The organism is Clostridium sp. (assembly GCF_016650035.1).
Lineage (GTDB): Bacteria > Bacillota > Clostridia > Clostridiales > Clostridiaceae > Clostridium_AD.
In genome coordinates, this window is the sequence record NZ_JAENWM010000010.1 from 1 (window position 1) to 23,963 (window position 23,963).

Sequence of the window (23,963 nt, forward strand, 5' to 3'; positions counted from 1 at the left end):
ATCCTTTCATTAGTAACTATATTATTTGTATACTAATTTTATAATATTTAAGGCTAAAACAAAAAACAAAGAGTGTAAAATTATCCTATATATGTAATAATTAGCTTGTTTTTTAAAAATAAATAAAAAAGCTAGCGAATCTCAATTACATTAATTGGTTCTACTAGCTTGACGGCTATGGGGTCTGACCTCTTACAGAGATTGGAAGTGAAACGGACAAGCTCTGTTGCTAATTTTCGGGGGGCATATTAAAAAAAATATAAAATAAGAAAACTTTTTTTGTATTCACGGGGTATATACTTATGTAAGCATTAATTAATCCGGATAAATTATGTTTGAGATAGGAGTTGTTAAATTGGATAAAAAGTTGCTTCAAGATATTCGAAATGGAGACACTGATGCCTTTGCAGAGTTATATAACAAATATGCAAACTTCGCATTGAGAGTTGCCATGGCTACTACAAGAAACAAAATGAGTGCTGCAGACGCTGTGCAGGAATCCTTTATAAGAATCTATAAAAATATAAATAGCTTTGACATAGATAAGCCTTTTGAACCTTGGCTATATACAATTCTAATCAATGAATGTAATAGAATCCTTGGTAAGACTTCAAACTCAGTCCCTATAGATGATCTAATAGAAGACAATCTACAGATATCTATGGAAAATGATTATAAATTTGAAAAGTATGAAAACTTGTATAAGGCAATTGAGACCCTTAATGATAATAATAGAATCCCAATAATTTTAAAATACTTAAAAGGCTTCAAAGAAACTGAAATAGCAGAAATCTTAGGCATCAATGTAAATACAATAAAGTCTAGACTCTTTAAAGGCAGACAGAAGCTTAAGAATGTGATAGAAATGCTTGAAGGAGGTAATGAAAATTATGGATCTTAGAGAAGATAAAAAAATAAGCGATGCACTTCTTGAAAATACAGAGGAAGTTACTGATTTAAAAGACATGGTATGGAATAACATTCAAAGAGAATTAAATTTAGATGCACTGAAGGAGGAAAATATGAAGCCAAAGAAAAGTAGGATATCTATAATCACTAAATATGGTAGCATGGCAGCAGCAGTGGCCATTATCTTATCCTTAAATACGCAGCTTGGTCAAGCGGCAGTAGGCAAAATTAAAGATTTGTTTGTTCCCAATAAGTCAATAACACAACAACTAGAAGGTACCCAGCAGCAGAGCAATGTGTCTCTAGAGGAAAGCCCAATGAAATACATTATTTATGTTGATGAAGAAATATATACAATGCAACATTTAGAAGGAATAGACAAAATCACGGCAAATACTAAAGCTGAAAATGCACCCGAAGTATTTATGGAAATTCAGCAGATAAAGGATAAAAAACCAGAAATCATAGCTTCAGAACTTCAGAAAGAACTTACGGAAAAATATGGTAAGGTTTATAATAACGGAACTGTAAATAATCCTGTAAAAGGTATATTGATATATGCAAATAGCGGCTCAGAGTGGAACAGTCAAATTGTAAAATACTATTTAGTTGATAATACTAAAGGAGGAACCTTTGTAATCAAGCAACAATTATTTCTTGAAGCTTTTGAAGGACACGGCGTAAGATTAGATAATATGCTTAAGGACTTTAAGATAATAAGTGAGCAGTAAAATTAGCTAAATAAAAATTCCAGTCAAGATGTTTTTACATTTCTTGTCTGGAATTTGACTTTTCAATATTATGTCGTTCACACTTTGTTCACGACCCCCGGCAGGCTGTGCGAGAACTATCTTTTTAACATAGTCCAGAATTATGCTACAAGCTTCAAATTTTATTTCAATTAATCGTCTTAATTTAAAGCAAAAAAAGCACCTATCTTAGGCTGTTTTCATAATATTGGGATTGACTAAATATCCTAGAAAATTTTGAACACCTAGGATATTTATGGCTCTTTTCAAATTGTAGTTAAAAAAGGCTATACTGACTTCACCAATCACTTTTTTGAATCCTCTTAAAAGTAAATAGTCGAAGTTCATACCTCTTTTTAATGTGCCAAATACATGCTCAATAATTGCTTGCCTTTGACTGTATTTAGCCTTGTTTTCTTTGGTCCTTTTATTAACAATATCAACAATGTCTTCTTCTGTTTTTCTTGTTAGTATTCTTCCAGCTTTAGCTGTTGTACATTTATCCTTGCAGGTACAATTGGCGCAAGCCTTATGATTAGCATAATTTCTTTGTTTTGCACCCTTTTTCTTAGTTATGCACACTAAAATCTCACCTTCAGGGCATCTATAAGTATTGTCTTGTAGATTATATATAAATTTATCATTAAAATAAATAGAATCTCCAGTGCTATTAGAATACCTAGGCTTAGAAACATAACAAGTGATATTATTTTCTTCGCATTTTTTTAAATCATCTACTTCAAAATATCCTTTGTCTGCTAAAATTTCAATGTTTTCAACATTTAATTTTCTCATTGCTATAATTGCTGTATTATATAATTCACCTTGATCCGCTGAGTTGTTAGTAACATCGAATCCAGCTATTAACTTATTTTTTGAATCTACTGCTGCTTGAATATTATAGCCAATATCAGTTCCCTGATGGGCACCAAATTTAACTGTTTTAGCATCTGGATCTGTAAGATTAAGTTCGTTAATTTCATTTTCCTCTAACGTTTCCTCAAACTCGGTATATTCATTTAATTTAGTCTCAAAAGCAACAAAAACTGTTCCAGCTTTTGACAAGGGTCTGACCCCTTACACAATATGGAAAAAGGTGAATCTAAAACTAAGAGGTCATTATAATTATTACGGTGTTAGTGATAATTGGAATAATCTAGTGAAATATAAAAGGCAAATTGTAAAAAGTATGCTCTATTGGCTTCAAAAGAGAAGTCAGCGAACTAGCTTAAACTGGGATAAAATGAGTAAACTTTTAAAACATTATCCTTTAGAAAACCCTAAACCAAAATCTTTAGTTAATCTAAATCCTGCTTATGTGTAAAGAGGTTCATATGGGGAGCCGGATGCCTAAATTGGGCACGTCCGGTTCTGAAAGGGGCGGTATCTGTGAAGATTACCGTCTACTTACCCAAATCGTTGCCGTACCCCAAGTACATTAAAATTATAGGTGAAAACCAGAAAATGTAGTATCTAACCGTGAAGAAGTTAGATGTCCTTCTTGTGGGAAGCTCTCTTCAAAAACACATTACCATTATAAAAAAAGTTTTCAGGATTTGCATATTCAAGGAAAAAAGTTAGAGCAAGTTGGATATGATCTTTTTTATATCTTGGATATTGATTAAAAGAAACAATCCACAATTATTATTTTTTAGTTTTATAATATATTAGATAATTAGATAACATACGTTTTGATTCATAAATAATATCAGACTCTCCTTCACAGACACACCAATTATAGAGTATTCCTCTTGAAATAATCAATATTTCCTTGGCTAAATCAATAGAAGAAATATTACTTTCAAGCTCACCATTTGATTGTGCACATTGAATTAAATAACAAAGACCATTAGGTAATCCTCTTTCCATAGATAAAAAGAATTTGTTACCATCTGTTATTTGTGCCTTATATAATTGTGTGGAACAATCAATTCCAATATCAAGTCCATACTGCATTTGCGAAGCAATATAATCTATAATTTTATTGTAATAAGAATTCGATTTTTTTAATGAAGTTGGGAGTACGGTTTCTGAAAAATAAATATCACATATTGAATAAAGCTCAATAATGATCTCAGCTTTATTTTTGAAATGGTGATAAAAGTTGCCAACAGAAACACCTGCTTTTTCACAAATAGTAGTTATTTTAACATTATCATATCCATATTCTTTGATTAATTGGATTGAAATATTATATATTTTTTCTTTTGTCTCAATCGCTTGTTTTTTTCGGTTTGTAATTTCTTTCACAATATCATTCCTTTTTTTTACTAAGTATTATTATATCATACTAAAATAAATTTGATTTTTATAAATTTAAGTGTTAAGATTTTAACAGAATCAATTCATCGAACTGATTCTGTTAAATATGAAGGAGGAATTTTTGTGAATAAATATCAAAAACTTTTTGAACCAATGACAATAGGCAAGCTGAAATTAAAAAATAGAATTTCCATGGCGCCAATGGGTTTAGTTTTTTATTCTGACCCAAATGGTGGGTTTAATGAAAATGCGCAAAACTATTATGTAGAACGTGCTAAAGGCGGTACGGGGTTAATTATTACTGGTATCTGTAACGTAGATTACAATGAAGTGGAAGAGTTGATAATGCCATGTCCAACATACAAACCTGCATTATTTTGTAGTTCTGTAGCATCTATGATTGAAAGAATTCATGCTTATGATTCTAAAATAATTTTACAGCTTACAGGTGGTTTAGGTCGTTCTGCAATTCCAGGACTTGTGAAAAAACACATAGCCCCATCTATTAATGAGAATCGTTTTGATCCAAGTATAATTCATAAGGAAATGACAACTGAAGAAATTCAAGTTTTAGTTAATAATTTTATAAAATCTGCTTCAATTGCTAAAAAAGGCGGCTTTGATGGTGTTGAAATCCATGCAGTACATGAAGGTTACTTACTTGATCAATTTGCAATAAGCTTTTTCAATAAACGTACTGATGAGTACGGCGGAGATTTAAGGGCAAGATTAAAGATCGCAACGGATATTGTAAAAGGTGTGAAAAAAGCATGTGGTGAAGATTTTCCAGTATCTTTGCGTTTTAGTGTAAAATCCTTTATAAAAGCTCTTCGTCAGGGTATATTACCAGGAGAAGAAGCCCAGGAAAAAGGAAAAGATTTAGAAGAAGGTTTAGAAGCTGCAAAGATTTTAGTAGAAGCTGGGTATGATATTCTAAATGTTGATGCAGGAACTTATGATTCATGGTACTGGAATCACCCACCAATGTACTTCGAAAAGGGAATGTATCGTGAATTTGGAAGAGCTGTGAAAAAGGTAGTTGATGTGCCTGTTATACTTGCAGGTAGATTAGATGATCCTGATATTGCAATGGATGCACTTAATGGTTGTTGCGATATAGTATCATATGGACGACCACTTCTTGCAGATCCTTATCTTCCAGAGAAAATTCGTACAGGCAATTTTAAAGATATTCGTCCTTGTCTTTCTTGCCACGATGGATGCATGGGAAGAATTGCCACAGGGTCTCCATTGTCCTGCGCAGTTAATCCCGCTTGCGGAAGAGAAGCAAAATATGGGCTAGATAGCACTGATTCACCAAAGAAAGTATTAGTAATCGGTGGTGGACTTGCAGGTATGGAATGTGCACGTGCAGCTACAATTCGTGGTCATAAAGTAACTATAGTTGAAAAATCCAGTAAACTAGGTGGAAATATTATTCCAGGTTCTGTTCCAGATTTCAAAACTGATGACAGAGAATTAATTAAGTGGTACGAATACCAGTTAGAAAAACTTAGTATAAAGGTTATAAAGAATACACCAGTAGATAAAGCATATGTTGAAAATTTTGATGCCGAAGTAATTGTAGTTGCAACAGGTTCATCTCCAATTAGCATTAATTTTGGAAGCGAAAACAATGTATATACTGCAAATGATGTGTTATTAGATGTATCCAAAGCAGGCAATGAAATAGTTGTTGTTGGTGGAGGACTTGTAGGCTGTGAAGCTGCCTTATGGTTAGCACAGATGGGCAAGAAGGTAAGTGTTGTTGAGATGCAAAGTGATGTTTTAGGTGGACCTCATGGAATGCCTATGATGAATTATTCAATGTTAGTTGAGCTTCTAGCATTTCACAATGTAGATGTTTATAAAAATACAAAAGTAGAAAAAGTAAATAAAAATTCAGTAGTTATAAGTAACGCAGAAGGACAATCCCAAATTTCAGCTGATACTGTTATTACTGCTGTGGGTTACCGTCAAAAGAATGAATTGTACAATAGTCTTAATGATGGTGAAAAGGTACTTTATAACATAGGAGATTCTAGAAAAGTTAGTAATGTTATGAACGCAATTTGGAGTGGTTATGAACTCGGAAGAAGTATCTAGATAATAAATAGAAACAAAAAAACTTGGCTACAGCCATTAATGGGAACTACTCAAATATATAGAAGACTATATATTTGAGTAGTTTTTTCGTCGAAATCTTAGCATTAGTATCAACAGTTTCTATTTTGATACCGACAATTAATGTATATGCTAATAGAAATCTTGTAATAACAAGATTAGGAGGAAATACTAGGTTTGAAACTGCAATAGAAATATCAAAAGAATATATAAAACAAGTAAAATCACCAGTAACTAGTTCTTCACGTGCATTAGGAATTGGAGAGTAACCAATGGTAATTATCCATCATCTATGAAAGATACCGAACAGATATTCATTAATATACTCAAAACCAAAGTAAAATATACTGTTGTCGACATCAATAAAAAAGAACTGGTATTGCCAAAGCCTTCAAAGAGGTACATAGGCATTTTAAAAGCCAAACAGAAAAAATACGGATAGCAACAAGTAATAAACATTTATAGTATTTTATGAACTTGCAATGATTACAGGTATACATATGTTCACCTCTTTTATATATTTTTATGTTTCTTTCTTACTTTAGGAGAATCAACAATTTTAGGGGGATTTAATAAGAAAATTAGGTTTGAAATGCAAACGAAAAGGTAGAAAAACACTAGCATTAATACTAAAGGACATTGAAATAACAGAAGATGAATTGGTAAAAATGGTAAGTCAAAACTTGATGTTATTTAAATATATGTAAATAATATGCAAGATTAATTGTAGGTTTATTCACTGTACCTAAAATTCACAATATTTATTAATTATTTTGAAAAAATTCTATTTTTGTCCATATCACAAATTCCATTTATAAAATAATGATAGCCATCATCATTTGGATTATATTTCAATCCTTAGCTTGATGGCTATGGTTGGTACGATCCCGTAGTAAAATTTGGGAACGCAAGTGGGCAGGTTTTACTTTATACCAGTGTTTGACAAGGGTCTGATCCCTTATACGGATTTGAAGTGAAACGGACAAGCTGTGTTGCTAACTTTAGTGGTGCATGGTTCTAATCAATTTCCTTTTTTTATGTTGCTGACACGACCCCGTTACAGAAATTGGTAACGCAGTGGACAAGTTCTGTTTGCTAATTGATGTTGACAGAAAAGTTGAATGGCGTCGTAGAAGAAATACTCTCGCAAATCTTCAATTGTTTGAAGGTCAAGAAAACGAAAGTAAAAATGCTATGCCTTTAGTGGGCTAGTTTAAGATTCCGGTGAATAGTGATAATGTTAAATATCTGCCTTCTGATGTTTCTTATGAATTAGCTTATTTTGAGGAGTTCATGGAAAAAAGGTAGGAATTGATGAGCGATGAATTAAAAGCAATCCTATTGTAATTATGAACAATCATGTACCATGAAGAATTATAGACATTGAAGAAGGAGAAAATATACATGTATATAGGCTCGTTAGAAGAATGTCAGATTAGAAATAATGATATAAAGCTTGTGACTGCAGCTTTATATGAAGCAAAGGTCAAAGATGATGAAATTCTGCGGGTATTGATGAAGGTATGTAATGTTGATAAAGAGGAAGCAATGAATGCCTTTTTTAATGAGAAGTTTATGCTGTTTCCTTGTCGAGAATTATATCGATACTTAGTTTTGGAAAAAGGCTTTGATGACCATGATGCGGATGTGTTTATTCGTAATATTGCAAGGGCTGCGTTGGCAGGCAATGCGGAATTAAGTAAACTATTTCCTACAAAAATATTTAATACCCTTAATAAGGCTGGCGAATAGTTGTGGACTTGGTCCCGAGAACGCCGACATTAATAATGGCAATTCGAGCCACCCAGTATGGGGAAATATATCAATATAGGTGTGCGCTTTTTAGCGGAAATAGATTTGAAATAAATTGGTGGATAGATTAAAATGATAGGTAAGGAAATGATTTTGTGAAATCTTAATTTATGCAGTCAGTGATTGTGTAAATAATTATTCACAGCGATTAGTAAGAGTGAACGAATCAATGAAAAACATATATTTATATGGATTAGCAAGATGAGGTGGTGTGGATAAATATGGATATAATGGAAAGCAAAATAGTTTTATATTCGTCAGATGATGGGAAAATAAGTGTTAATGTAATTTTTATAGATGAAACTTTTTGGGCAACACAAAGAACAATTGCAGAACTTTTTAATACATCAACGGATAACATTGGATTACATTTAAAAAATATTTTTGAAGAAGAGGAATTAGATAGAGATTCAACTACCGTGAAAATCTCGGTAGTTCAAAAGGAAGGAAATAGGGATGTGAAAAGAGAAGTAGTCCATTATAATTTAGATGCGATAATAGCAGTAGGATATCGAGTAAATTCTAAGGAGGCAACTAAATTTAGAAAATGGTCAACACAAACTTTAAAAGATTATATTATTAAAGGGTTTGCAATAAATGATGATTTAATGAAAAATGGAAAATCCTTTGGTAAAGATTACTTTGATGAATTATTAGAAAAAATAAGAGAGATTAGAGCTAGCGAGCGCAGAGCTTATCAGAAAATTGCAGATATTTTTGAACAGTGCAGTTATGACTATAATAATAGTAGTAGTGCGACTAAGACTTTTTATGCTTTTGTTCAAAATAAATTACATTATGCTATTACTGGGAAAACAGCAGCAGAACTTATTACTGAGAGAGTAAACTGTGAACTTCCTACAATGGGATTAACTAATTGGAAGAACTCTCCTGATGGTAAAATATTAAAGCGTGATATTGTAATCGCAAAGAATTATCTAAATGAAAAAGAATTATCTAAGATGAATAGAATTGTTACTATGTTTATTGATTATGCTGAAATGCAATCTGAGGATGAAATTGTAATGAGTATGCAAGATTGGGTTGATGAAACAAATAGGTTCCTTCAAAACAATCGTAGAAAAATTTTACATGGAACAGGGCAAATCAGTCATGAAAATGCAGTGAAAAAGGCGACTAGCGAATATGGGAAATTTAGGGTTAAACAAGATGAAAGATATATATCTGATTTCGATTTAGAAATGGAGAAATATTTAAAAGGTGAAAAATAATTTGCAAGAAATTATATACAATTTATTAGGAGTTTTAGGGTATAAACTAATTAATCTTATAATTTAAGCAATTAACTAAATAGGCAGAGTTAAACTATAAGTATCTCACAGGCACCTTTCAAAAATTGGAAATGAATTTTTAAATTTTGTTGCTATTGCAATTAAAAATAAGATATATGTAACAAGAAAAGCTTATTTTATAGAGAAATCTATGGGGTAGGCTTTTTTCTATATTAGATTTAAACACAAATTAGTATTTGCTGACATAAATGTTACACTATATAGAGGTAATTGGGAATTAATGTAGAAATATAGTTTGTGGATACTTAAATAATTAAAGGAGTATATTTATGGATGATTTGAGACTATCAAATATAAAAAATAGTATTAATCAGTTAAAGGTGATATATAACAAGAATGAAGAATTATTAAAGCAAACTGGAGAAAAGTTTAATATATTTTCAATACTAAATATGGAGAGATTAGAAGTAAGAACACATTCTGCTTTTATATATGAATTGTTAAACCCTAAGGGGAGTCATTATCAGGGATATGAATATTTGAAGTTATTTATAGAAATAGTGCTAAAAATTGAGGACTTTAATTTTAAAAATGTATTTGTAGATAGAGAAAGAAATATTAAAGAATTAGGCAGAGTAGATTTAGTAATTGAGAATAAAGAAAAGTTAATTATAATTGAAATGAAAATTGATGCTGGAGAACAAGAGGAGCAGGTAAAAAGATATTCTGATTATGGCAAGCGAACTTGCAAAGAATATAAGATTTACTATTTGACGCTCTTTGGAACTGATGCAAGTAAGTATAGTACTGGGTCAGATGAGGATATAGAATACACTCGTATATCTTTTGCAAGTGATATATTGCACTGGTTAGATGCTTGTATAAGATCTTATAATACTCCTTTTCTCACTAGTATAAGAGAATCTTTAAGGCAGTATAGCAAATTAGTAAAGAAAATTACAAACCAAGTTGATGGAGGAATAGCAATGGATATTAAAGACTTTTTACTAAAGGATGGTAACCTTGAAATTATAGATGAAGTAACAAAGGCAATTCCATATGCAAAGGCCGAGGTAGAATTTAATTTTTGGTACAATTTATATGAGAAGTGTGACAAATATATTCAGGATTGGGGGTATGAATTTGTTGGGTATGAAAATTTTCCAACAAATAAAATGGCTTCAATTGATGATATAGTCACGGCTAGGAAAAGTAAAGATGGAGAGTACTTTATTGATTATTTTATAGGCTATTATAAAAAGTTAGAAGTTCGTTTATTAATAGCTAATGCTAGGCATGATACTCGTATTTATGCTTCTCTTTCGATTGTAGATACTGAGGGAAATTATATTTCATATGAAGAGTATGATGAAGAGATACTTAAAATAATTATATCACTAGGCTTTGATAAGTCAGGAAGTATTAAATATAGATACTTAGAATATGACTTGAATTTTCAAGATAGCTACATTTATAAATTGGTGGATAAAGGTTATATGGATAAGTCAGTTGAATCTATTGGAAATGAGGTTCTTGATATATTTAAAGCCATAAATAACTCAAGTAAGTTAAAAGGATTATTAAATAATAGAGGATGAAAGAAGTGAGAGTGGATGGAAATATTATTTGAAATGTTAACGAAGTTTTGGTACTTATGGATATTAGTTATTGCAGCTGGTGTATTAGAGGTTTTCATGCCTAAAATTAAAGGATTTCTTGGTGAAAAGTTAGTTGCTTTTAGCTTATCAGGTCTTGATAAAACAAGGTATAAGGTAATCAACAATATTATGTTGCAAGTGGGAAATAAAACAACACAAATAGATCATGTAATAGTATCTAATTATGGTATTTTTGTTATAGAAACTAAGAATTACAAGGGTTGGATTATTGGTGATGAATTTGATGATAATTGGAAGCAAGTAATTTATAAACGGAAAGAAAAACTTTATAATCCAATAAAACAGAATTATGGACATATACAATCATTGAAAGAGATTTTGAAGGAATTTGGAGGTGTAAATTATATTTCAATAGTAGCTTTTACAACAAGGGCAGAGTTAAAAGTAACATCTAAAACAGATGTTGTGTATACCATCAATCTGGCTAAGACAATTAAAAAATATAATGCTGAGAATATAAGTGATTTAGTTAAAGAGAAAATATATATAAAATTACTTTCTTTAAATGTTGATAGTAAAGAAACTAGAAAAACTCATGTAAAAGCAATTCACAGGACATTAGATGAAAAACAAATTAAAGTTAATAGTGATATCTGTCCTAAATGTGGAGGAAACTTAATTTTAAGATATGGTAAGTTTGGTAAATTTAAAGGGTGCAGTAATTTTCCTAAGTGTAGGTTTATTGAAAAATAACAGGAGAATTTGTTGATTGAGCTTTTGACATTTGAAATGGAGGTTGCGCCTAAGAATTTTCAATATTACACTTTAGGCACACTTTGATTACTTTTTTTAGGAGGCAGATTCGACCGCGTTACAGAAATTTGTAACGCAGTGGACAAGTTGTGTTTGCTAACAGTTACTTTAGTGGTTCTCAATGTGACCCACTTGCTAGAAAAAAGTTTCTTTTATAGAGGAATTTATGAGGTAGGCTTTCTTTATTTGATTTTAATAATGGATTAGTACTTATTTACAAAAATGTTACTCTATATAGAGGGAATTGGAAATTAATGTAGAAATATGGTTTATATAAGCCTAAATAATTGTAAAATGAAAAAGGAAATAAATGGGAGTGGATGAAAAGATACTTTTTCTAGTCGTGGTTACTTTAGTGGTACATGATTCTAATCAATTTCCTTTTTTTATGTTGCTGACACGACCCCGTTACCATGGCTATCTCATCCATTTAATCGCAAATTAGTATTTGCTGACATAAATGTTATTCTATATAGAGGAAATTGGTAATTGATGTAAAAATATAGGTTTAGGATACTTAAATAATTAAAGGAGTACATTTATGGATGATTTGAGACTATCAAATATGAAAAATAATATCAATCAGTTAAAGGTGATATATAACAAGAACGAAGAATTATTAAAGGAAATTGGAGAAAAGTTTAATATATTTTAAATACTTAGAAACAAAAACTGTTCCAGCTTTTGACAAGGGTCTGACCCCTTACACAGATTGGAAGTTAAACGGACAAGCTGTGTTGCTAAAGCTACAACCATAAAAACTCCATTTTTTTCTACGTAGCAAAACAAATTATGTTTACAATTTGTTCACGTACCCCGGGGGTTTTTATGAGCAAAGCGAATTTGCTGTGAATGTTTTTCCGAAAAAGTGTCAAGGGTTGAGTAGACATTATGAATATAGATATGTTACTTAAAAAAACACATAGAGGTGATTAGTAAGAATGGTATATAACAGTTTTATAAAATGTAGAGTATGTGAGAGTATAACTAGAGTTAGACTGCAGGTAGGATGGCAAGAACAACATCCAATTGTTATTGCTTGTGGAAAATGTGGTACTTCATTGTTGGGTAAAGTACATATAGGCCAAGTTGAGCCGGGATTGAAGTTTGAGTTTGATAATGCTGATATTTTAAGTAATGATGACAAGGCGGATTATCTCGTTGAATGTTCGGGCGAATTTCCTACAGTAAAACAGTATAATGGAGCGCAAGCACCAGAAATGGATATAACACCGTTTATCAGAAATCAAATGCGAATGGAGGAAGAAAATGGGTATGATAAGTTCGTAAATAGCGTATCAACATTAAATAAAACGGCTGAAAAGTGGACTGATTATAAAAGAGTGCTTGATTTATCCCAAAATGATAATAAAAGCTATTTGCTTCAGGAGATAAAGAAAATATTTTCAGAGGATGTATTTCCTTGTAGAAACGAATTTGAAATATTAAGGGCAATACATATGATTGAAATTCATGGATTTATATCTCCACTTCGTAGAGATATTATTGATGATCTTACGATAAGTGACAGTGTATTGAAACTGGACATTGAACAGATCAGTGCACTGATAAAATATTTGAATTGTCACGATGGCTATAGTCTGAACGAACTTCAATCGCTGATTTACAAAATGCTAAATGAATTTATCGAAGTATATCCTTTCTTGATTCCGGCCTTTGCTACTCAGTTTTATAAAGAAAGTTTTGTAGACTTTGCAATTGAAGGATCAACAACAAGTACTTTTGATTCAGTAAAACAATTTTATTTAGATGCATATGAAGCATTGGGAACACTAATGGTTTTACCGACGTCATTAAATAATATAAAATATCGTAGTAATTATGAATCAATCAAGGTAATGGTAAACAAGGTAAAGTCTTTGGATGGCTTTATAGGTTTGACAAAAGCTAACAGGTTCCATTTCTGTAATGAAACAGAATCATATACGGAGAGTCTTCATGTTATAGTTAATTCAAAATTGCGTAATGCAATAGGTCATAATGATGTTAGCTATGACACAATCACACAACAGATAACATATATTCCGAATCCAAAAGATAGATCAAAGAAAGAGACTGCGTATCTGTTGGAATTTGAGAATGAAGCTGTGCGACTATTTCAGGCTATATTAGTTATATCGGAATATTTGTATAGGCTAAGAGAAGTTGATTTGATGAATCAAGGCAACATTCCAATTAATTCTAATACTCCAGTTAAAAGGCCTAAAAAGATTGGTAGAAATGATAAATGTTCATGCGGTAGTGGCTTGAAATATAAGTTTTGTCATGACAGATAGTTCAGATGAATATTAAAGAAAAATAGACAAGAATTAAAAAATACCCTTCCGCCAAGGCCCCGATAGGTTTTTAGGACATCATTATCACCGCCACAAGTCATGTAGAGTGCGTGGCGCGGATAGAGAAAAGTAATAGAAATTGATAGCCTCACAAAGCCAGTAATAACTGTTTTTGCTAGCTTTGGGGAATTTTTTACGCATATATAACTATAACTACCACGAGAGTAGGTGTGTTTTCTTGTCCGTGGGAACGGGAATATCGCGTTAGCAAGCAAATTGTTCACGTCCCCCGGGGGTTTTTATGAGCGGAGCGAATTTGATAAAAACACTATGTGTATTGAAATCGCCATTATCCATACAGTTGAACAAGTTATGTATAATAATGGGAACTTGAAAAAGTGAATATGAATACTTGCTTTAAGAGTTTCACAAATACCGTTAGTGAAAATAGCATATTAATTAATATTTTAGTTAGATGCGCAGCTTGATAAAGTTCATGGCCTATAATATCGACACCATTCGGGTTACCCCTAGGAGTCTTTGCTAGGCCTTGGCTGAGATTGCTACGAGACCTTGTATGAGCTTGCTATTACACTTGATGGTGAGCCTATGTCCATTAGAGTAGAACTTATTTACTGTTTTTACCAAGTCACTGTTACCTTAGTGGGTCATGAAGTGGCCTGATTGCTAAGTTAAATCTGCAACCTGTATTTACTTTTTTTGTGGCTGACGCGACCCCGTTACATAAATTTGTAACTTAGTAGACAAGTTCTGTTTGCTACTATATATACAATGATTTCATTTCTGATTTTTAACTTTGTGGATAAATGAAAATAACATGAAAAAATATTTATATTAATAAACTTAAGAATAAAAAAGGTGGTGATTTAATACGGGAACGCAATATGATAAATTCATTTCAAAAGAAAATTTTATACTTGCTTATAAAAGATTGAAGACAGTTAAAAGAGACGAGTACAAAGAATTTTTTTACAAAGATTTTGAATGCTTCGAACTATTTTTTGAAAAAAATATCGATCAGCTTATTATTAATATTCGTGAGTATATATATATACCTCAAAATTGTGAAAAGTATTATATGCCAAAGAAGAAAAACTTGGCTCGTCCAATAAGTTTGCTGTGCCTAATTGATCAAATTGTATATCAAGCGTTAGCCAATATTATAGCCGATATATTTTATCCGATAATGTTAAAATATTTTAATGCTAACACATTTGGAAATGTTTTTAAAGCTACAACCAATAAAAACTCCATTTTTTTCTACGAGAGGTGGAAAACTCAATGGAAAAAATTTAACGATATAAAAAGAGCTTCTTACTATGTCGGTTACCATTATACAGCTGAATTTGACATTGCTTCTTTTTACGATACAATAGATCACAATATATTGTGCGAAATATTAAAAGAATATGGAATTCAGGATGATTTAATTGAAATGTTGAGATGGTGTCTTTCTCAGTGGACAGTGTCTCCAACTGCCAATTTTAAATTTAAAAAAAGCAATGGTATACCTCAAGGGCCTATAAGTTCCTCATTTATTTCGGAAATTTATTTGTTTAAAATTGATGAAGAACTTAGAAAACATAAAAACATAAAATATTTTAGATATGCAGATGATATTAATATAATGGCCAAATCGCAGATTGAGTGTCAAAAAATAGTTGTCTATTTAGATTTATTGGGTCGCGATTTATCTTTGATACCACAATCTGAAAAAATTGGTATTGTTTATATTGAAAATATAGACAAGCACATAAATACTGTATCTGCGAAATTTTCAAATATTGCTAAAGAATATCAAAAGAACAATAATAAATTAAAAACTAAAACTCATACAAAACTAAAAAAACAACTTATAGATTGCATTAAAAATACCGATTTAAACAAAACCATTATCAGCTTTGCACTTTTTAAACTCGATAAAGATGATGATATAAAAAATATTTTGTTGCAAAATCTTAATAAATTAGAATTATTTTATAAGGGTATTATTTATTATTTTGATAAGAATTACCCTTCGGATGATACCTTTATTAAATATATATCATCATACTTATTAGGGGATACGGTACTATATCAATACAATAAGTCATTGTTATTTAAAAGTTATAGAAGCTTAAAATTTGATGAAAAGGTATTTCACTCTAACTATAAAAATGAGAAGAGATTTTGGATAGTAAAATATCAACTAATTAATTGGTTAAAAAATAATGAACAATTTGATTTAATAATGCAATTTGATGAAAAAAACAATTACTACATACAGAGAGAAGTTAATTTTATAAAATATGAATCTTATAAAACTGACTATTCTAAACAAGTATTTTTAAAAAGCCTAATCTGCAGTAATGATGTTATGACTTCTTTACATGGTCTTAATATGTGGTATAAAGAATTTTCTCATAAACCAATAATTGATAATTGCAATGACTATATAAAAAAAATAATTAATGATGAAGAATATGATTATTTACAGTACATAATGGTTACTGAGTTTAATGTAGAAGTACCAGATAATTTTTTAGTTCTATGCAAAGAAACACAAATAGTATACAAAGAAATAAAAGATGATTTGAGAATTTACATAAATAAAAAGAATATTAATCCTAATGAGTCTTTAATGGCATTAGATTTATTTCATAATATTTTATTTGATATAATTTCAAAGGATAAAGAGTATACAACAGGCGATTTTGGATCTGTATTAGATCAAATGGCAAGTGAATTTCCTATTGCTTATCATTCATTTAAAGCTGTTCATGAAATTAGAAACCAAAAGACATTAGCACATTATAAAGATAAAAATGGTAAGCCAAGACTTAAAATATGTCAATCTGAGTTTGATAATTTCATACAAAGCATAAAATTACATGAGGCTTATGATGAAATTTTTATACACTATGGAGAAATATTAGCAGAGGCAGTCAAAGATAGTGGTGGTTTAATAGCAGCGCAACAAGTTGCAATAAGTCAAGATAAAGAGGAGTAATATAATAATTAATATTGTAATATAAGGATGAGATAAGAATAATAATTATCGAGATTTACATCTGTGGTAATAAGTAAAAAGGAAATTATCCTTAAATCTCGAATACTTCATATAATAACAAGTATACATGGGCGTATAAGCCACCATGTTAAAATACTCGGATGGACTATACCCGAGTATTTTAAAGAGGTTTGAAAAAGGTTAATACAGTAACTTTTAATTGTAAAGTGAAAAGTTTTATAAGTAAAGGGGTAGTGGTTATGTTTTTATATAAAATAGATGGTAATAACTTAGAAGAAATAAAGGAAAAGACTTTTTCAAAAGAGGTGGAGCTTCATAAGTTATGTGAAAATAATTTAGAGGATATATTTGGGTTAAAGTTTGTTAGGAGAGAGTTCACTTTTAACAATTTTAGGCTTGATACTTTAGCATTCAATGAGAACAGTAAATCATTTGTTATCATTGAATATAAAAATACTAGTAACTTTAGTGTTATAGATCAAGGCTATTCTTATCTTTCTTTAATGCTTAATAATAAGGCTGATTTTATACTTGAGTATAATGAAAATTGTAATAGTACATTAAAGAGAGATGATGTGGATTGGTCACAATCAAGGGTTATATTTGTATCACCAGCCTTTAATAATTATCAAAAGGAAGCTATTAATTTTAAAGATTTACCTTTTGAGTTATGGGAAGTAAAGAGATTTACTAATGATACAATGTATTTTAATCTAATTAAATCATCCAAAAGTAGTGAGTCTATAAAGACCATAGCTACAAGTGGTAGTGAAGCTGATATTGTAAATACAGAAGTTAAAGTATATACAGAAGAACAGCACTTAAATAACTCTAGTGAGGAAATTGTTGAATTATATGATAAATTAAAAGATTTTATACTAACATTAGATGACACTATTGATATAAAAGCTAAAAAATTAGAAGTAGGTTTTATGTATAACAAGAAAGTCATGTTAGATATACATTTGCAAAAGAAAGCCTTGAAAATCTGGTTAAATACAAAGGTAGGAACGTTAGATGATCCTAGAAATATCGCAAGAGATGTTTCGAATACAGGACACTGGGGAAATGGTGATTATCAGATACAAATAAGTAATGACGAAGATATTGAGTATATATTTAGTTTGATTAAGCAGTTATATAAATCGAAGAAGTGATAAGATCAGACTTAGGGGTTAGAGTATGTGTATAAGTGATGAAAATTTATAGTTTAGAGATATAAATTAAACTTTACTAAATAAAATTAGGTGCATATTAAATTATGGGGGATATTATGAATTCAATACTAGATAAAATAAATATTAAAGAAGATCATCAACTTAGTATTGATGATGTTAAACATAAAGAAATAGAAAACACTGAATTCCTAGTCAATAACAAGCTAATAGTGAATTCAGAAAAAGGTAATCTATTAGATGAGCTTAAGAGATGCTTAAGTGACTGTGAGAAGTTTTATTTTAGTGTGGCATTTATTAATTTTAGCGGACTTCAGCTTTTATTGGATAGCTTTAAAGAACTTGAAGAAAAAGGTGTGAAAGGCAAGATACTAACATCCACATACCTTAATTTTACTGAACCAAAGGCTCTTGAAAGAATAAATAAGTTTAATAATATTGATTTAAAGATTTTTGTGGCTACTAATGAGAAAGGCTTTCATACTAAAGCATACATTTTTGAATATAAAGATGAATACAAAATAATTATAGGATCATCTAATATAACTCAAAGAGCTTTAAAGAGTAATGTAGAGTGGAATGTTAAAGTTATTTCTAAGAAAAACGATAGTTTTACCCGTGAGGTTTTGGAAGAGTATTTAAGTTTATGGGAAGTAACTTCTATTGTAGATGATGACTTTATTAATAGTTATAGTAATTTTCTAAAGGAGATTAAAAAAACTGGGGAAAGCAAAAACTTAGACTTTAGTAATTATCAATTAATTAAGCCTAACCATATGCAAAAGAAAGCTATGGATAATTTGAGTAGATTAAGAGCTTCTGGTGAGATTAAAGCCTTGGTTATTGCTGCTACAGGTACAGGCAAAACATATATGTCAGCCTTTGATGCTGTGAGCTATAAACCTGAGAAGCTGCTTTTCTTGGTTCATAGGGAAGAAATATTAAGGAGTGCAGAGGAAACCTTTAAGAAATTAGTGAAGAATAAAAATAAAACTACAGGACTTTTAACTGGCACAAGTAAAGATTTGAACGCGGATTATCTGTTTTCAACTATACAATCAATGAATAATAATCTTGAAAATTTCAAGCCAGATGAGTTTGAATATATAATCGTAGATGAGGCTCATCATGCTTCTAGCCCTTCTTATGCAAAAGTTATGGAGTATTTTAAACCAAGATTTTTACTTGGTATGACAGCAACACCAGAAAGATGTGATGGAGGTAATATATTCGATATATTTGATAATAATGTGGCTTTAGAATTAAGACTTAGGGAAGCCTTAGAGCTAGGACTAGTTATTCCATTCCACTATTTTGGTATATCTGATATTGAGGGTATTGACTTAAGTGATGTGAATGTTCAGGATACAAATGAAATAGCTAAAAGATTAAAGGTTAATGAGAGAGTTGACTTTATTGTGGATAAGATGGAGTTTTACGGCTACGATGGAGAGAAACGTAAAGGGGTAGGCTTCTGTGCAAGTATTGATCATGCTGAGTATATGGCAGCTGAATTTAATAAAAGAGGGATAAAAAGTATATGCTTAACAGGAGTAAATTCAGCAGATGAAAGAATATATTATATAAAGAAACTAGAATCAGATGAGGATGAATTAGAAGTTATATTTACTGTGGATATTTTTAATGAAGGTGTGGATATACCAGCTATTAACTTAGTTTTAATGCTTAGACCAACTAATTCACCTATAATATTCATACAACAACTGGGTAGAGGACTTAGAAATCATAAAGAAAAATCTTTTTTAACTGTATTAGATTTTATAGGAAATCATAAAAAAGTGTTTTTGATAGCAATAGCATTAAATGGTTCAAGATATTATGATAAAGATAGTTTGAAAGTAGCTGTGGCCACTCAGTTTGGGAATATACCTGGATGTACTAATATTCAAATGGATAGAATTGCTCAGGAAAGAATATTAGAGCAGTTAACTGACGAAAATTTTAATTCTATGAAATATTTAAAGGAAGAATATTTAGAATTTAAGATGATGAATAGTGGAAAAACTCCATATTTTCTTATGGATTATATAAAGTATGAGGGAGCTCCAAATCCTTTGAAATTTTTAAATAAGGAAAAAACTTATATTGGGTTTGTGGCTAAAATGGAGAATGATGAAGCTTTAAAAAAATTATTAGAAGATGAAGCTTTTCTTAAAATCCTTAAAGAACTTTCAGCTAAGTTACCTATAAAAAGAGTATATGAATTTAGTGTAATTAAATATTTACTAATCCATGAAGATATAAGCTTTAAGCAAGCTAAAAATGAAATATTAAAGTATATTGAGGATGTAGATGATAATAGTATTATTCATGCTTTTCAGTGTTTGAATCAAAACTACTATGATTCAGCTCAAGTTAAAAATAATATTAAATGCTTTGAACTTAATGAGGAAGTCTTAAGCCGTACATGGGCTTTTAAAACGGTAATATATAATGAGAAATATAGAATGTACATTGAAGATGTTATAAATTATGCGCTTATAAGATATGAGAAAGAATTTGAAAGTAAGTATTATGGAGTGCCATTTTTTAAGTTATATGAACAATACCAAATGGTAGATGCAGCACTACTTTCAAATTATACTAAAATTCATAGCTCCTTCAGGGGGATCGGACTTATAGCAAATGGAAAAGAATATTTTCTTTTTGTAGATTTACATAAAGAAGAAGATATTAAGGAAAGTATAAATTATAAAGATAAATTTAAAGATAGTAAATATTTTCAATGGCAAAGTCCCAATAGTACATCTCAAAGTTCAGAAAGAGGTAAAAACATTATTTTCAATAAACAAAGAGGGATTAACCTACATGTTTTTGTAAGGAAGTATAAGCAAATTGATGGAGCTTCCGAGCCTTATATTTACATAGGTAAAGGTGATGTAACAGAATATGAAGGTGAAAAGCCGATAACTGTTCTAATGGAATTAGAACATGAAATGCCAGCGAATCTATATACAGAATTCACAAAAAAGGTATAGCAATTTTGCTATACCTTTTCTGATAAAAGCTGGTTTACAGCTTGAATATCTGCGGAGCCCATTTTAGGGAAAGTAAATTCTCTCTATGTAACCATATTAATTTTGAATGCTCGCTTATGGTAGGAGTACCAGCAACTAAGCGGCACTTAACAGTAAATAAATTCACTATAAACTTATCATATTCGTAAGTATTATCATTAAAGCGATCAATAAATTCAACTTCGCAAGCTAGTTCTTCTTTTATTTCTCTTTCAATAGCTTCTTTTAAAGTTTCACTACTTTCTATTTTACCACCAGGGAATTCCCACATATTTGGAATGGACATTGTTGGAGCGCGAAGAGCACATAAGATTTCATTATTTTCATTTTCGATAATGGCTCCTACAACTTTTATTAATTTCTTCATATAAAACACCTCTAGGTAATTTTAGCATAAAAGGTGTGAATGCAAAAGTGATGGGTTATTAAGTACGTTAGGTTTTGAGAGAGGTTAAGGGGAAATATAGAGGGATCAACATAAATCATATATACTAATTTAAAAAACATTTCATAAAAAAAGACTAAGAGCAAATATACATTATGGTGACTATGGCTTGGGGAACATTGTAAAAGTCACTAACTTGGTTCAAAAGATATAATGCGAAGCAGTTTATAAAAATTATGGAAATAGCACCGATAAAAGAATTTGATATGAAGTTGTTTTTTAGGCTTATTGAAAAAGTGGCTGTGTTTGAGCGCAGAAGATTATAGTAACTTTGATTGTAGAGAGTGAGGTTGAAGTTATAATCGAATGGTATAAAGTGAGCCGGACGGTTTGGATTTTCACTTGGCTACCTTTTTCAATTACTTACAAACACCTTCTATCAAATGAAATCAATGTAAGCTTAGTGTTAATGGAGTGAGCGATTTAGGGCTGAAAAAGTGATTTCTACATACTTCTTTTTCTTTTCCAAAGCCTAGAGTATCCTTTAATTTAAGGGAATCATCTAACTTAGACAGTGGTAAAAAATATAAATTTAATTTTGGGAAAAGAGATTGAATAAATGTATAGTTATTTTTACAATACTGAGAAATAGCATAATATTTTTGGTCATCACTACAAATTATATTGTATAAATTTTGATTAATGGTGTTCCCACATACGTTTAATGCATGTAATCTTCTAAAGGCATCTGCATAATTGTTAGAGAATTCAATTTCAAATGCAGCAATTGGACTTATAGCTACATACCAAATCACATCAATTCTATCTATGACTTTACTTGATGCAATAGTCACTAAATCAGCAGGTTGACGATTTTTAGCAATGAGTAAATTAGTATTAAGTTTTTTCAATTTCTTTTTGTCATTTATAGCTATGGTTACTTCGTATCCAAGACTTTCTCCTAAATTTAGTATATAGCTTTGAATTATTTCGTGACGAGTCTTACTAGGCAAATTGCTGATATAATATTTTTTTCTTATAATTTCGTCTACTGTAGCAAGTTCAAATTGTATTTTAATTGTTTCAGGATATTTATTACCAAATCTAACAATCCCATCTCCTTCATAATAGCCTAGAACTCTATTTCTATCCTTGTTATAACCTTTAACTTTATTGGTATATACCATGCTTTGATAAAGCTCATCATGTATGCAATCTAGTTGGGGGTTGTAAAGAACAAAGGGTTTACCGGCTGCTTCAGATAATCCAACTAAAATATATTTACTCTCAGAATTACTAATGTTTGATACTTTACTAAATGAGAAATCAGTAAAATTATTTTCGTCAAAAGTCCTTATATAGTCAAAGCTTGTAACAATAGTATAATCTATTAAAGTCTTTTTTAGTTCTTTATGGTTTTCCATAGTTATTAGCACCTCGTTAATTAATATTTTAATTATTTTAACCAAAAAAGTATTTTTTATTATTCTTAATGAATATATATAGGATATAGCATTTTATATGGGTGATTATCAATGAATCAAATTAAAATTAACAATACAGACTGCTTAAGTGGATTGAAAAACGTTCAAGACATGTCAATAGACTTGGTTATTACTTCACCACCATATGAAAATTTGAGAGAATATAATGGATATATTTTTAACTATGATTATTTTAAAGAGGTTGCTAATGAACTACTTAGGTGTTTAAAAGTTGGTGCAGTAATAATATGGGTTGTTGCAGATAAGACTTCTAATGGCTCAGAGTCTGGGGAATCATTTAGACAAGCTTTATATTTTAAAGAGATTGGATTTAAAATATGGGATACAATGATTTTTGCAAAATATAATCCTGCTCCTAAAAATCACAGAAGATATGAACAAGAATTTGAGTACATGTTTGTTTTTGCAAAAGGAAAACCTAAGTGTTTTAATCCTATAATGATTCCATGTAAATTTAGTGGACAAAAAAGAACTGGAACTTATAGACAAGATAAAAAGGGACAACTTAAAAAACTTAATACTACGGGAAAGGTTAAGAGTATGAAAGTGAAAGGTAATATATGGTATTATGTCGTAGGTAAACATTGTACTGAAAATTTATTAGCACATAAACATCAAGCTATTTTTCCAGATAAGTTGGCAGAAGATCATATTATAACATGGTCAAATGAAGGGGATTTGGTTTTAGATCCTTTTATGGGAAGTGGAACCGTTGGTAGAGTATGTAAAAATATGAAGAGGCTATTTATTGGCTTTGAAATAAGTAAAGATTACTGTGAAAGTGCACAGCAAATGATTAGTGCCATTTCTCTTACAAACTAGACACTTTAAAGTTGGTTGCAAAGAGAATGCTTCAAGTCAACTCTTATGATTTCTCAATAATTGGCAGTATAATTTGTGGTTTATATTATTACCTCGGAAGTCATAGCAATAGAACGGCCATATACTTTATCACAGTATATGGCCTGTTTTATTGCTAACTAAGCTTTTT

At 30.4% G+C, this 23,963-nt stretch carries 17 protein-coding genes and 1 pseudogene; 14 read left to right on the forward strand and 4 right to left on the reverse strand.

What is annotated here, in order from left to right:
• Positions 1 to 355 precede the first annotated feature (355 nt).
• Complete coding sequence (locus JJD95_RS03840) at positions 356 to 901, forward strand: RNA polymerase sigma factor (protein ID WP_291640539.1); 546 nt, start codon at positions 356 to 358, stop codon at positions 899 to 901.
• Positions 882 to 1,640, forward strand: coding sequence for a hypothetical protein (locus JJD95_RS03845; protein ID WP_291640541.1), 759 nt, complete (start codon positions 882 to 884; stop codon positions 1,638 to 1,640). The genes JJD95_RS03840 and JJD95_RS03845 overlap by 20 nt, the downstream gene beginning before the upstream one ends.
• Before the next feature lie 207 nt (positions 1,641 to 1,847).
• On the opposite strand, the gene JJD95_RS03850 is transcribed toward JJD95_RS03845, so the two are convergent.
• Positions 1,848 to 2,723 (reverse strand): transposase, encoded by an 876-nt coding sequence (locus tag JJD95_RS03850; RefSeq protein WP_291640543.1) that lies wholly within the window; start codon positions 2,721 to 2,723, stop codon positions 1,848 to 1,850.
• 31 nt (positions 2,724 to 2,754) lie between these two features.
• Here JJD95_RS03850 and JJD95_RS03855 point away from each other — a divergent pair, with 31 nt between their 5' ends.
• Positions 2,755 to 2,982, forward strand: a complete 228-nt coding sequence (locus tag JJD95_RS03855; protein ID WP_291640545.1) for a hypothetical protein — start codon at positions 2,755 to 2,757, stop codon at positions 2,980 to 2,982.
• Between the two features lie 320 nt (positions 2,983 to 3,302).
• On the opposite strand, the gene JJD95_RS03860 is transcribed toward JJD95_RS03855, so the two are convergent.
• On the reverse strand, positions 3,303 to 3,908 hold the full coding sequence (locus JJD95_RS03860; RefSeq protein ID WP_291640547.1) for a TetR/AcrR family transcriptional regulator: 606 nt from the start codon (positions 3,906 to 3,908) through the stop codon (positions 3,303 to 3,305).
• A 135-nt stretch (positions 3,909 to 4,043) separates the two neighbouring features.
• On the opposite strand from JJD95_RS03860, the gene JJD95_RS03865 reads away from it, so the two are divergent.
• The 10 genes from JJD95_RS03865 (at position 4,044) to JJD95_RS03910 (ending at position 21,043) form a co-directional block, all read left to right on the forward strand.
• Positions 4,044 to 6,026 (forward strand): FAD-dependent oxidoreductase, encoded by a 1,983-nt coding sequence (locus JJD95_RS03865; protein ID WP_291640550.1) that lies wholly within the window; start codon positions 4,044 to 4,046, stop codon positions 6,024 to 6,026.
• A gap of 74 nt (positions 6,027 to 6,100) precedes the next feature.
• The gene (locus JJD95_RS03870) at positions 6,101 to 6,313 is read left to right on the forward strand and encodes a cell wall-binding repeat-containing protein (protein ID WP_291640552.1); all 213 of its coding nucleotides are present in this window, start codon (positions 6,101 to 6,103) and stop codon (positions 6,311 to 6,313) included.
• 1,135 nt (positions 6,314 to 7,448) lie between these two features.
• Positions 7,449 to 7,796, forward strand: a complete 348-nt coding sequence (locus JJD95_RS03875; protein WP_291640553.1) for a hypothetical protein — start codon at positions 7,449 to 7,451, stop codon at positions 7,794 to 7,796.
• A gap of 281 nt (positions 7,797 to 8,077) precedes the next feature.
• On the forward strand, positions 8,078 to 9,088 hold the full coding sequence (locus JJD95_RS03880; RefSeq protein ID WP_291640555.1) for a virulence RhuM family protein: 1,011 nt from the start codon (positions 8,078 to 8,080) through the stop codon (positions 9,086 to 9,088).
• Positions 9,089 to 9,438: 350 nt separating this feature from the next.
• Positions 9,439 to 10,707, forward strand: coding sequence for a PD-(D/E)XK nuclease family protein (locus tag JJD95_RS03885; RefSeq protein ID WP_291640557.1), 1,269 nt, complete (start codon positions 9,439 to 9,441; stop codon positions 10,705 to 10,707).
• A 15-nt stretch (positions 10,708 to 10,722) separates the two neighbouring features.
• Positions 10,723 to 11,481 (forward strand): NERD domain-containing protein, encoded by a 759-nt coding sequence (locus JJD95_RS03890; RefSeq protein WP_291640559.1) that lies wholly within the window; start codon positions 10,723 to 10,725, stop codon positions 11,479 to 11,481.
• Positions 11,482 to 12,482: 1,001 nt separating this feature from the next.
• A complete protein-coding gene (locus JJD95_RS03895) occupies positions 12,483 to 13,838 on the forward strand; it encodes an SEC-C metal-binding domain-containing protein (RefSeq protein WP_291640561.1) in 1,356 nt (451 codons plus the stop codon).
• 952 nt (positions 13,839 to 14,790) lie between these two features.
• Positions 14,791 to 16,848, forward strand: coding sequence for a reverse transcriptase domain-containing protein (locus JJD95_RS03900; RefSeq protein ID WP_291640563.1), 2,058 nt, complete (start codon positions 14,791 to 14,793; stop codon positions 16,846 to 16,848).
• Between the two features lie 260 nt (positions 16,849 to 17,108).
• The gene (locus JJD95_RS03905; RefSeq protein WP_291640565.1) at positions 17,109 to 18,026 is read left to right on the forward strand and encodes a DUF5655 domain-containing protein; all 918 of its coding nucleotides are present in this window, start codon (positions 17,109 to 17,111) and stop codon (positions 18,024 to 18,026) included.
• Between the two features lie 116 nt (positions 18,027 to 18,142).
• Positions 18,143 to 21,043 carry a DUF3427 domain-containing protein gene (locus tag JJD95_RS03910; RefSeq protein WP_291640567.1) on the forward strand — a complete coding sequence of 967 codons (2,901 nt, stop codon included), beginning with the start codon at positions 18,143 to 18,145 and terminating at the stop codon, positions 21,041 to 21,043.
• 8 nt (positions 21,044 to 21,051) lie between these two features.
• Here the strand turns inward: JJD95_RS03910 and JJD95_RS03915 are convergent.
• Positions 21,052 to 21,449 (reverse strand): annotated as a pseudogene (locus JJD95_RS03915) ((deoxy)nucleoside triphosphate pyrophosphohydrolase).
• Positions 21,450 to 21,916: 467 nt separating this feature from the next.
• Positions 21,917 to 22,891 carry a hypothetical protein gene (locus JJD95_RS03920; RefSeq protein ID WP_291640569.1) on the reverse strand — a complete coding sequence of 325 codons (975 nt, stop codon included), beginning with the start codon at positions 22,889 to 22,891 and terminating at the stop codon, positions 21,917 to 21,919.
• 111 nt (positions 22,892 to 23,002) lie between these two features.
• Between JJD95_RS03920 and JJD95_RS03925 the strand changes: the two genes are divergently transcribed.
• Entirely contained in the window at positions 23,003 to 23,794 is a 792-nt protein-coding gene (locus JJD95_RS03925) for a site-specific DNA-methyltransferase (RefSeq protein WP_291640571.1), read from the forward strand.
• Positions 23,795 to 23,963 lie beyond the last annotated feature (169 nt).